Annotated in this window: 8 protein-coding genes; 3 read left to right on the forward strand and 5 right to left on the reverse strand. The window is 58.0% G+C overall.

Going from position 1 to position 12,947, the window contains the following annotated elements; translation table 11 throughout:
• Positions 1-1,138, forward strand: a 1,138-nt coding sequence (locus tag ACX93W_RS20930) for an exosporium glycoprotein BclB-related protein (protein ID WP_459394315.1), incomplete at its 5' end; no start/stop codon positions are given.
• A gap of 76 nt (positions 1,139-1,214) precedes the next feature.
• Here the strand turns inward: ACX93W_RS20930 and ACX93W_RS20935 are convergent.
• From ACX93W_RS20935 to ACX93W_RS20950, 4 genes are read right to left on the reverse strand one after another with little or no spacing between them, the layout of a single operon-like run.
• Positions 1,215-2,360, reverse strand: a complete 1,146-nt coding sequence (locus ACX93W_RS20935; protein WP_459394316.1) for an ABC transporter permease — start codon at positions 2,358-2,360, stop codon at positions 1,215-1,217.
• Between the two features lie 50 nt (positions 2,361-2,410).
• Complete coding sequence (locus ACX93W_RS20940; RefSeq protein WP_459394317.1) at positions 2,411-3,331, reverse strand: ABC transporter ATP-binding protein; 921 nt, start codon at positions 3,329-3,331, stop codon at positions 2,411-2,413.
• A gap of 13 nt (positions 3,332-3,344) precedes the next feature.
• On the reverse strand, positions 3,345-3,749 hold the full coding sequence (locus ACX93W_RS20945) for a DUF3021 domain-containing protein (protein ID WP_459394318.1): 405 nt from the start codon (positions 3,747-3,749) through the stop codon (positions 3,345-3,347).
• On the reverse strand, positions 3,739-4,200 hold the full coding sequence (locus ACX93W_RS20950) for a LytTR family DNA-binding domain-containing protein (protein WP_459394319.1): 462 nt from the start codon (positions 4,198-4,200) through the stop codon (positions 3,739-3,741). Before ACX93W_RS20950 ends, ACX93W_RS20945 begins: the two co-directional genes overlap by 11 nt.
• A 307-nt stretch (positions 4,201-4,507) precedes the next feature.
• Here ACX93W_RS20950 and ACX93W_RS20955 point away from each other — a divergent pair, with 307 nt between their 5' ends.
• On the forward strand, positions 4,508-10,747 hold the full coding sequence (locus ACX93W_RS20955; RefSeq protein WP_459394320.1) for a hypothetical protein: 6,240 nt from the start codon (positions 4,508-4,510) through the stop codon (positions 10,745-10,747).
• A 178-nt stretch (positions 10,748-10,925) separates the two neighbouring features.
• Here ACX93W_RS20955 and ACX93W_RS20960 read toward each other — a convergent pair whose 3' ends face one another.
• Positions 10,926-11,474, reverse strand: a complete 549-nt coding sequence (locus tag ACX93W_RS20960) for a hypothetical protein (protein ID WP_459394321.1) — start codon at positions 11,472-11,474, stop codon at positions 10,926-10,928.
• A gap of 203 nt (positions 11,475-11,677) precedes the next feature.
• Here ACX93W_RS20960 and ilvA point away from each other — a divergent pair, with 203 nt between their 5' ends.
• Positions 11,678-12,946, forward strand: coding sequence for a threonine ammonia-lyase IlvA (gene ilvA / locus ACX93W_RS20965; protein ID WP_459394322.1), 1,269 nt, complete (start codon positions 11,678-11,680; stop codon positions 12,944-12,946).
• Position 12,947: the final 1 nt, after the last annotated feature.

Below are 12,947 nucleotides of genomic sequence, written 5' to 3' on the forward strand. Positions count from 1 at the left end.
TACAGGTGCAACTGGCGCCGATGGCGCGACTGGACCAACTGGAGCTACAGGTGCAACTGGCGCCGATGGCGCGACTGGACCAACTGGAGCTACAGGTGCAACTGGCGCCGATGGCGCGACTGGACCAACTGGAGCTACAGGTGCAACTGGCGCCGATGGCGCGACTGGTCCAACAGGAGCTACAGGTGCAACTGGTGCCGATGGCGCAACTGGACCAACAGGAGCTACAGGCGCGACCGGTGCTGACGGGGCTACTGGACCGACTGGCGCCGATGGCGCGACCGGTGCTGATGGAGCTACGGGACCGACTGGGCCTACTGGAGCAGACGGAGCTACGGGCGCTACGGGTGCTGATGGTGCGACCGGTGCTGACGGGGCTACTGGACCGACTGGCGCCGATGGTGCGACCGGTGCTGACGGGGCCACTGGACCAACCGGACCTACTGGTGCAGACGGAGCTACGGGCGCTACGGGCGCCGATGGCGCGACTGGAGCTGACGGTGCTACTGGACCAACCGGACCTACTGGAGCAGACGGAGCTACGGGCGCAACGGGTGCCGATGGCGCGACCGGCGCTGACGGGGCTACTGGACCGACCGGACCATCTGGAGCGACGGGGTCACCTGGCGAGGGTGCAATTATTCCTTACGCATCAGGTATCCCTGCAATCCTGACAACCGTTCTTGGGGGTCTCCTTGGAACAACAAGCATAATCGCCTTCGGCGATACAGCAACCGGCGTCAGTATCTTGGGCGGCACAATTGACCTTACCCTGCTGTCAAACCTTGCATTCTCGGTACCAAGAGACGGTACAATCACATCTATTGCCGGCTTCTTCAGCACAACTGTAGCGTTGACGCTTATTGGCTCTACTGTTTCCATCACGGCTCAGCTCTTCAGTTCTACTACGCCAAACAATATTTTCACTGCAATTCCCGGAGCATCCGTCACGCTCACACCAGGATTAACGGGTATCGTAGCTATCGGAACAACAAGCAGCGGAATTACAGACGGTTTGTCCATTCCGGTTACTGCCGGAACTCGACTGCTGCTGGTCTTCTCTGCCGATGTTTCGGCTGGTCTTGATATTGCTTCAACCATAACTGGCAACGCAAGCGGTGGTGTAGGCATCTCTTAAAGAAGCTTCCCAAAACTCAAGCGCTCTTGAATCCATGTCGTCATGGGATCAGGAGCGCTTTTTTATAAATGAAACTCTAATGCGTTGAACCATTGGCAAAGCGCTTAAAGCTTAGAAGAGCAACGCTTAAGCCAACAAAACCGATCACTAGAAGGATAACCGCATTCAGCCAAATGCCGTCAATGTGCATGCCTCGCAGCATGACATCCTGCAGTCCGCGTTGAGCCCAATACTGAGGCGTGAACTTGCCGATCGTTTGGACAAAAGTGGGCAGAAACTCATACGGAAACCATAACCCGCCAACAATGGCTCCGCCCATTGTAATGATTTGAACAAAGCCGATGCCCTGATTTTCGCTGCGAACCAGCATCGACAACATCAGGCCAATTCCCGTGCAGCAAACCGCCAAACAAATAACCAACAGCGCGACGGCGCTCAAATCTCCGATCCGAAGTCCATATACTATTTTTCCAAACAACAACAAAACAGTACATTGAATGAGGACAACCACAATATTGGGAACCCACATCCCAACTAAATAATGATGGCTTCTCATCGGCGTCCCGCTTAAGCGCGCAAGCATACCGGAGGTTTTGTCCCTCAGAAAATTGCGCACCATCGTTATCATAATGAAAAATACGAACATAACCGTGTAACCTGGCACCACTTGAGTGACGGTATCGATTTTGACAACCGCCTCCTTCATATCCTTAAGCTCAACGGGAGATTGAAGGATGTTTGCGACCGTATCATCCTGTTGTCCAAACTCCTTTAATACTGTGGCCAGTTTGGCCTCTTTGAATTGGGCTATGACATTGTTCAGCAGCGCGACGACTGGCGCAGAGGCATTGTCATCCCCGGCATCTCGATAAAGCTCCAGTTCAGCCGTCTCTCCCGATTGAAGCTTCTCTCCATAACCGTCGGGAATAACAAGCATCGAGCTAACCTTTCCGGAACGGATTTCCTCTAGCTGGAGGTCTAGTGATTCGCCGGTCAGATTTTGAAGTTTAAACCCATCTACTCCATTAATGAGATTAAGCAAATCAGCGGAAGCTTGCGACTGATCGGCATCATAATAACGAACGGTATATTCCTGGGATGAATTACCGAATATCGCTGAAAACATCACGATAAATAAAATCGGAAGAACAAACAGCCAGAAAAACGTTCCTTTTTCCTTAAACGTAATACTCATTTCCTTGCGCACGATGCTGCCTATCATAACGGGCACCCCTTACTTTTCAATGTGTCGTTCTTGTTTGGATTTGACGATTAATCGCGCAGCGAGCTGCCGGTCAATTTTAGAAAAACACTTTCCAAAGACGGATTCATGATTTCAAGACTGCGAGCTGAAATGCCTTCCGACCGGAGATACTCGACAAGCCGGCCCATTAAACTCAGAGGCTCTGCGGTTTCCAGCACCCATCCCCTGCCCTTCGCGCTGGCCTTCAAAATGCCATCCAGAACGGGCGGTTCAGGCAAAGACTCGCTTTCGATATAAACCGCTTTGGCAGCATGCGCCTTCAGCACTTCATTCAGAGTTCCTTCGGCAATTACCTTGCCATGGTCCATGATGGCAATATCCTCGCACAACGCCTCTACCTCTTCCATGTAGTGCGTCGAATACAGTATCGTCATGCCCTTGCCTTTAAGCGCAGAGATCATCTCAAAAATATGGTTGCGCGACTGAGGATCGATTCCAACGGTCGGTTCGTCCAGAATGAGCAGCTTGGGATCATGCAACAGCGATGCTGCAATATTGATTCGTCTTTTCATCCCGCCCGAAAAAGTGCCTACCGCATCTTTGGCGCGATCCGCCAGCCCTACCTGCTGAAGAACTTCATCAACCTTGCGCTTAAGCGGTTCTCCCTTCATTCCGTACATCTCTCCAAAAAATACAAGATTTCTCCGCGCGCTAAGCGTCTCAAATAATGTAATCTCTTGCGGCACGTAACCTGTCTTCGATATAATTTCATCGCGTTTCGTTTTTGCGTCCAAGCCCATGATGGACATGTCGCCTGAATCCGGTGACAGAATGCCGGTCAACAGCTTCATAAGCGTCGACTTGCCTGCTCCGTTAGGCCCGAGCAATCCAAAACAGCCGCCTTCCCTCACCTTTAATGTAATAGCATCCAACGCTTTCTTTTGCCCATATTGTTTGGTCAGCTTGTTAATCTCCACTATCGCGTTCATATCTGAATCCCCCTTATTTGCGTACGGAATTGTTCATGGAACGAGCCTGTCTTCTCAAATAGCCCGAAATCGAAAACCAGAATATCGCATAAATAATCATAAAGGTACCCGCTCCAAGCAGGATTGGTCTCCATTGAAACTCAATCCACCCCACACTGATCGCGATAGGAAAAAACAGTAAGATGGACATGAGGAAATGAACAACGAGCTGCTTTAAAGGACTCCATTTCTCATGTTCGAACAATAGCGAGGCGATGCCAAAATAAATCCCCATCAGTATGCTCCCCAGCATATTTCTCCATATATCGGCTACGGATACGTCAACTTCGTTTATCATTAAGACCGTCAAGGCAACAAATGTAATAATGCCGCCTGAGCTTATTCCCACAAAACCGCGCTGTATGATCTTACGCACCATCCTTGCCGCCTCCCATAATTAATCTCTGCTTCAACTCAGCAACGTAGCTTCTCGACACATACTCCTTGTTGCCCGATTGGAAATGGACGCACAGGTTTCCGTTAAAAGCCAGCTCAAACCGGTTGATATGGTCCAAATTTCCAATCACCGATTTTGAAAACCGCATAAACGATCCGCCAGTCAATAACTCCTCGATTTCGTAAAGCTTCATTTTGAGCTCGATCCGCCTCTGTTTTGTGACGGCAAATACTTTGCGCTGCTCCGCGCAAACATAATCCAGCTCCGACGGGTCCAGCAAAATGGAACGTTCGTCCTCCACGCCCAATAACCGGCGAGGCGTTGAAGCCTGAAGCTTCGCCACAAGAGCGGCCAACTCTTCGCTCCATTCTTTCGCTTGTATGGTAACGGAAGTTTCCTCGCAGTTTTCATCAATGTGAATATGTATCTTCAACTTATTTTCACTCCCCTGTTGAGATTCATTATGGGGGCTTTCCATTTGTTATGCTATCGTTTTGTCACAACCTGCGGTTTTGGATGCATGAAATGCAGATTTTGATGACTGAGCTTTGGAAGGATCTTGTAATCTCCATGCTTCCGGCAAGGACGATCAACTATATTTGTGGGCGGCTTTAGCTACCTTCTTCTATCGTACATATACTGTTTTAGCAAACTTGTCAATTTTTCAGAGAAAGGAGTTTGATCTTGGTGATGACACGTAAATTGCAAACGATCTCCTATCTATCCAGGATGCCAAAGGTATGAAGTCTAGAAAACTCCCTCGTCCAAAGAAAAGGGGGATTGGGGGCGAAAAGAAGCCTCATCTTGCCCATTGCATAATTGGCCCTACTGGACCAACAGGCGCCACGGGACCTCGAGGAAAAAAGGGCAAGAAGGGTAAGCGCGGTAAAAGAGGCTTTTCGGGGGCGACAGGACCAACTGGCGCTACCGGATCGACGGGACCGACGGGCGCGAGCGGCGCTACTGGACCGACGGGGCCAACCGGCGCGAGCGGCGCTACCGGACCGACGGGATCGACTGGCGCGAGCGGCGCTACTGGACCGACAGGGGCAACTGGCGCGGACGGGGCTACTGGACCGACAGGACCAACCGGCGCGAGCGGCGCTGCTGGACCGACAGGGCCAACCGGCGCGAGCGGCGCTGCTGGACCAGCGGGAGCGACGGGCGCTACTGGTGCGAGTGGCGCTACCGGGCCGTCGGGACCGACTGGCGCGAGCGGTGCTACTGGACCGACAGGACCAACCGGCGCGAGCGGCGCTGCTGGACCAGCGGGAGCGACGGGCGCTACTGGCGCGGATGGCGCTATCGGGCCGACGGGACCAACTGGCACGGAGGGTGCTACTGGGCTGACGGGGCCAACCGGCGCGAGCGGCGCTACTGGACCAGCGGGAGCGACGGGCGCTACTGGTGCGAGTGGCGCTACCGGGCCGTCGGGACCGACTGGCGCTACTGGGCTGACGGGAGCTACTGGCGCGAATGGACCGACCGGGCCGACTGGGCCGACGGGACCTCCAGGTGGTGTAACTGATGGAACTTTTCTTTTCTATGTGGAAGATGATAAAGGTAATGTTGTCCCTCTTTTTGCGAATCAAGATTTATACTTTGCTTCATCTACATTAGATATTACTGTTTCTCCAGGCTCTGCAGAGGTCAATATTGAACTAATTGATATTCCTGTCGGTCCTACCGGACCAACTGGAGCAACAGGCGCAGACGGGGCTACTGGATCAACCGGACCAACTGGCGCGGACGGCGCTACCGGACTGACTGGGCCAAGTGGTGCGGATGGCGCTACTGGACCGACGGGAGCAACCGGTACAGACGGCGCCACCGGTCCAGCGGGGCCAATCGGCGCGGACGGCGCCACTGGACCAACGGGGCCAACTGGCGCAGATGGCGCTATTGGATCAACAGGGCCGACTGGTATTGATGGCTCGACCGGGCCAACGGGGCCAACTGGCGTGGATGGCGCTACTGGACCGACAGGGTCAACCGGTGTGGATGGCTCGACCGGACCGACGGGACCAACTGGTGCGGACGGCTCGACCGGTCCGACGGGACCAACTGGCGTAGATGGCGCTACCGGACCGATGGGACCAACTGGCGCGGACGGCGCTACTGGACCAACGGGACCAACTGGCATGGATGGCGCTACTGGACCAACAGGGCCAACTGGTGTAGATGGCGCTACCGGATCAACGGGACCGACTGGCGCAGATGGCGCTACTGGACCTACTGGACCAACAGGGCCAACTGGTGCGGACGGCACCACTGGACCGACGGGACCAACTGGCGCGGATGGCGCTACCGGTCCAACGGGACCAAGCGGCGCGGATGGCGCTACTGGACCGACAGGGCCAACTGGTGCGGACGGATCTACCGGTCCGACGGGACCAACTGGCGTGGATGGCGCTACTGGACCGACGGGACCAACCGGCACAGATGGTGCAACTGGAGCGACAGGGCCAACCGGCGCGGATGGCGCTACTGGACCGACAGGGCCAATCGGAGCGGATGGCGCTACTGGACCGACAGGGGCAACTGGTGTGGACGGCGCCACTGGACCGACAGGGCCAACTGGTGTGGACGGCACCACTGGACCAACGGGGCCAACTGGCGCGGATGGCGCTACCGGTCCGACGGGGCCAATCGGCGCGGATGGCACCACTGGACCGACGGGGGCAACTGGTGTGGACGGCGCCACTGGACCAACGGGGCCAACTGGCGCGGATGGCGCTACCGGACCAACAGGCTCAACTGGTGCGGATGGCACCACTGGACCGACGGGGGCAACTGGTGTGGACGGCGCCACTGGACCGACAGGGCCGACCGGTGTGGATGGCGCTACCGGATCAACGGGACTGACTGGTGCAGATGGCGCTACTGGACCTACTGGACCAACAGGGCCAACTGGTGCGGACGGCTCTACCGGTCCGACGGGACCAACTGGCGTGGACGGCGCTACTGGGCCAACAGGGCCGACTGGCGCTGACGGTGCTGCTGGACCGACGGGACCAACCGGCACAGATGGTGCTACTGGACCGACGGGACCAACTGGCGTGGACGGCGCTACTGGGCCAACAGGGCCGACTGGCGCTGACGGTACTGCTGGACCGACAGGGCCAACCGGCGCGGATGGCGCTACTGGACCAACGGGGCTGACTGGTGTGGATGGCTCGACCGGGCCAACGGGACCAACTGGCGTGGATGGCGCTACCGGTCCGACGGGACCGAGTGGCGCTGACGGCGCAACTGGCGTAGACGGCGCAACTGGACCGACAGGGCCAACTGGTGCGGACGGCTCTACCGGTCCGACGGGACCAACTGGCGTGGACGGCGCTACTGGGCCAACAGGGCCGACTGGCGCTGACGGTGCTGCTGGACCGACGGGACCAACCGGCGCGGACGGTGCTGCTGGACCGACGGGACCAACCGGCGCGGATGGCACTACTGGATCAACAGGGCTGACTGGCGCGGACGGTGCTACTGGACCGAATGGACCAACAGGACCAACTGGTGCGAATGGCGTGGACGGCTCTACCGGGCCGACTGGTGTCGATGGTGCCACTGGACCAACGGGGCCGACTGGTGCGGATGGCTCTACCGGGCCAACGGGGCCAACTGGTGCGGACGGTGCTACTGGACCAACAGGGCCGACCGGTGTCGACGGCGCTACCGGATCAACGGGACCAACTGGCGTGGATGGCGCTACTGGGCCAACAGGGCCGACTGGCGCTGACGGTGCTACTGGACCGACCGGGCCGACTGGCGCTGACGGCGCCACTGGACCGACTGGCGCTGACGGCGCCACTGGACCGACGGGACCAACTGGCGTGGATGGTGCTACTGGACCGACAGGAGCAACTGGCGTGGATGGTGCTACTGGACCGACAGGAGCAACTGGCGTGGACGGCTCTACCGGGCCGACTGGTGTCGATGGTGCCACTGGACCGACAGGGCCGACCGGTGTGGATGGCTCTACCGGAGCAACGGGACCGACTGGCGCAGATGGCGCTACTGGGCCAACAGGATCCACTGGTGCGGATGGCTCCACCGGTCCGACGGGACCAACTGGCGTGGATGGCGCTACTGGACCAACAGGATCCACTGGTGCGGATGGCTCCACCGGTCCGACGGGACCAACTGGCGTGGATGGCGCTACTGGACCAACAGGTCCAACTGGTGTAGATGGCGCTACTGGACCGACGGGACCAACTGGCGGGGACGGCTCGACCGGGCCGACTGGTGTCGATGGTGCCACTGGGCCAACTGGGCCGACCGGTGTCGACGGCGCTACCGGTCCGACGGGACCAACTGGCGTAGACGGCGCCACTGGACCGACAGGGCCGACCGGTGTGGATGGCTCTACCGGAGCAACGGGACCGACTGGCGCAGATGGCGCTACTGGGCCAACAGGATCCACTGGTGCGGATGGCGCTACTGGACCAACAGGGCCAACTGGTGTAGATGGCGCTACTGGACCGACGGGACCGACTGGCGCGGGCGGTGCTACTGGACCGACGGGACCAGCTGGCGTAGACGGCGCTACTGGACCGACGGGACCAACTGGCGTGGACGGCTCGACCGGGCCGACTGGTGTCGATGGTGCCACTGGGCCAACTGGGCCGACCGGTGTCGACGGCGCTACCGGTCCGACGGGATCAACTGGCGTAGACGGCGCCAATGGACCGACAGGGCCAACTGGCGCGGACGGCGCTACTGGACCGACGGGACCAACCGGCGCAGACGGCGCTACCGGTCTGACGGGACCAACTGGCGTAGACGGCGCTACTGGACCGACGGGACCAACTGGCGTGGATGGCGCTACTGGACCGACGGGACCAACTGGCATGGATGGCGCTACTGGGCCAACAGGGCCGACTGGCGCTGACGGTGCTACTGGACCGACCGGGCCGACTGGCGCTGACGGCGCCACTGGACCGACGGGACCAACTGGTGCAGACGGCTCGACCGGTCCAACGGGACCAACTGGCGTGGATGGTGCTACTGGACCGACGGGGCCAACTGGCGTGGACGGCGCTACCGGGCCGACTGGTGTCGATGGTGCCACTGGGCCAACTGGGCCGACCGGTGTCGACGGCGCTACCGGCACAGACGGGGCCACTGGACCGTTGGGGCCGACTGGTGCGGATGGCGCTACCGGATCGACGGGACCAACTGGCGTAGACGGCGCCACTGGACCGACGGGGCCAACCGGCGCAGATGGCACTACCGGGCCGACGGGGCCAACCGGCGTGGACGGCGCTACCGGGCCGACGGGGCCAACCGGCGTAGACGGCGCCGTTGGACCGACGGGACCAACCGGCGTGGACGGCGCTACCGGGCCGACGGGGCCGACTGGCGGGGATGGCGCTACTGGGCCAACAGGGCCAACTGGCGTAGACGGCGCTACTGGACCGACGGGACCAACCGGCGCAGACGGCGCTACCGGTCCAACGGGACCAACTGGCGTAGACGGCGCTACTGGACCGACGGGACCAACTGGCGTGGATGGCGCTACTGGACCGACGGGACCAACTGGCGTGGATGGCGCTACTGGGCCAACAGGGCCGACTGGCGCTGACGGTGCTACTGGACCGACTGGGCCGACTGGCGCTGACGGCGCTACTGGACCGACGGGACCAACTGGCGTGGACGGCTCGACCGGGCCGACTGGTGTCGATGGCCCCACTGGGCCAACTGGGCCGACCGGTGTCGACGGCGCTACCGGGCCGACGGGACCAACTGGCGTAGACGGCGCCACTGGACCGACAGGGCCGACCGGTGTCGACGGCGCTACCGGCACAGACGGGGCCACTGGACCGACGGGGCCAACTGGCGGGGAAGGAGCTACCGGTCCGACGGGGCCAACCGGCGCGGACGGCGTCACTGGACCGACGGGGCCAACTGGCGGGGAAGGAGCTACCGGACCAACTGGGCCAACTGGTACCGACGGCGCTACTGGACCGACAGGGCCAACCGGCACGGATGGCGCTACTGGACCGACGGGGCCAACCGGCGCGGACGGCGTCACTGGACCGACGGGGCCAACCGGCGCTGATGGCGCTACCGGGCCGACGGGGCCAACCGGCGCGGACGGCGCCACCGGGCCGACGGGGCCAACCGGCGCGGACGGCGCTACCGGGCCGACGGGGCCAACCGGCGTGGACGGCGCTACCGGATCGACGGGGCCGACTGGTGCGGAAGGCGCTACCGGACCAACGGGACCAACCGGCGCGGATGGCGCTACCGGGCCGACGGGGCCAACCGGCTTGGACGGCGCTACCGGGCCGACGGGACCAACCGGCGCGGATGGCGCTGCCGGGCCAACGGGACCAACCGGTACCGACGGCGTCGCTGGACCGACGGGACCAACCGGTACCGACGGCGTCGCTGGACCGACGGGACCAACCGGCGCGGATGGCGCTATCGGGCCGACTGGCGTAGATGGCGTGACCGGAGCAACTGGACCGACTGGGGCGACGGGGCCGAACTTTGCTACAAACGGTTTTTCCGGACGAATAAACACCGCGTCTTTATCCGCCAGCGCGCAGTTAACCAACTGGTCAACCGCGAGCCCTTATTTCAGTAATGCCAATTTTAATGCGACTACCGGTACTTTTACGGTTCCCGCCACAGGGCGATATTCCATTAAAGCAACGATTAACTATACAACTACGGCAACAATTACAATCGGCATAGGAGCAGGCATATTCCCTTCCTTCCGAGTCAGACGAACATCGCCAACAACGACGGATATTATCACAGGCAACTTCCCCATCTTAAACGTGAATGTCGCTTTGCTGACTCTAAGGACGATTTTGGGCAGCGGTACGGTTACGATTGCGGGAGACGCCACACTCAATGCGAATGACCAAATCGGATTATTTTATGTAGCGGATGGCCTTACCATTGGACTGGATATTGGCGGCACCGAAAATGAAGGGATTGTTTGGTCAATTCATCAATTAAGCAATTAAGCAATTAACAGCCTCATCAATTAGTCGCTTGGATTATGACGAAATAAAAAGCCAAAAACCCTTGACCACCAGGATGCCAAGCGTGGATCATGTCGCTTTATGGACACGAACCAGCGCTTGGCATCTGCTTGGCGCAAGGGCTTTTCAAATTTGGAAAATCTCGCGGATTTTCTTCGTATCAGAAAGTGATGTCCAGTTGAAACAAAACTTTTATTTGCCCTGTCTCAAATTGAATATCTTTGATTTTGACAATATCAACGGATGGAAGACCAAGCGGAACAACGATTGTTTCAAGCCTGTCACTTGGCAGCGTAATTCCCTTCAAATGCAGAGAGGCCGGGTGCAAAACAAGCTCGTCTCCCTTCCATTCCAGATCGTATTCAGCCTTGATCTCGGCGGGAATACGGCCGGCAAAGGTAATATTCAAATCGGCAAGAAGCCTGTTCTTTTCCAGCTTAAAGTCTGCACCATCTATTTTTATATTTTCCGAAAACTCGGGTTCCATATGTCTTTTGATCAAAGAATTCACATCAGCCTCCGATAATACAAGCTCCGGCTTCAGAGCCCTGATCATCTCCAGCGCTTTGGCTCCCACATCGATTGATTGATAGGAAAGGTCCCGCTCCTGGTCCGGAGCTATATAAGATAGAAACCACCAGATCCCCCCTCCAATTATCAAAACAAGAACGAGAAGAACGGCCAAAAGCCTCCCCATCGCTTTCTTCATCGGTTTCCCTCCTCTTCCTTCGCCGCGTTGTGGCAGAATGTCCATGCCCATACTTTTCAGCTTAATGGTATAATGAAAAAATATCTATACAAGCCCCTCGAGGATGAGTGGCCGCGTATAAAGGCGGGTATTTTCTCCAGAAGGGGCTTCGATTTTATCCGCTACACAAAATATTCACCCTATTGCAGAAGGAAGGTTTACCTATGAGCTCGCAGCCGAATTTAGAGCACCGCATCAGCCTGGAGGAAATCGTGCAGGCGCATATGCATTTGAAGGATGTCGTCGTGCGTACGCCTCTTCAATATAACCGGGTGCTGTCGGAACGTTACAATTGCCAGGTATGGCTAAAAAGAGAAGACTTGCAAATCGTCCGCTCTTTTAAAATAAGGGGAGCCTACCATCTGATGCGCTCCTTGTCATCGCAGGAAACCATTAAAGGCGTCGTATGCGCCAGCGCGGGAAACCATGCCCAAGGGGTGGCGTATTCCTGCCAAAATCTTGGCATACCGGGCAAAATCTATATGCCCACCACAACTCCGCGCCAAAAGGTCAAGCAAGTCGCCTTTTTTGGCGGCGACCAGGTCGAAATCGTCTTGACAGGCGATACCTTCGACGACGCTTATGCCGAAGCACTTGCAGAAAGCCAGCGCAGCGGCATGGCATTTATTCATCCCTTCGATGACCGCAAGATCATCGCCGGCAACGGGACTATTGCACAAGAGCTGCTGGAGAAGGCGGAAATCGCTCCCGACTATATTTTCCTGACGGTAGGCGGCGGCGGACTGGCAGCAGGTGTAGCGTCTTATACCAAAATCGTCTCTCCCTCCACCCGCATCGTAGGCGTGGAGCCTGAAGGAGCCCCTTCTCTCAAAGCTTCACTGGAAGAAGGAGCGGTCGTGCCGCTAGAGCATATCGACAAATTTGTGGATGGCGCAGCCGTCAAACGCGTTGGCGATTTGACCTTCAGCATCTGCAAAGACCTGCTTGATGCTGTCATTGCCATTCCGGAAGGCAAGGTATGCACGACCATGCTTGATTTGTACAACGAAAACGCCATTGTCGCAGAGCCTGCCGGTGCGCTGCCAATCGCCGCGCTGGACAGCTTCAGGGATCAAATCGCCGGCAAAAACGTGATTTGCATCGTCAGCGGCGGCAATAACGATGTTGACCGGATGCAGGAAATTAAAGAACGTTCCTTGATTTATGAAGGGTACAAGCACTATTTTATGGTCAGCTTCCCTCAGCGCGCAGGGGCGCTTCGTGAATTTCTGGATCAAGTGTTGGGTCCAAATGACGATATTACCCGATTTGAATATACGAAAAAGTCCAATAAGGACAATGGCCCGGCGCTTGTCGGCATTGAATTGAAGCACCGCGAGGATTATGAACCGCTCGTGAATCGGATGGCCCTTAAAGGATTTCAGTTTCTGGAGCTGAACAAAGATCCCGTATTGTTTAATCTTTTGATTTGAG

This window comes from Paenibacillus sp. CAU 1782, assembly GCF_054551715.1.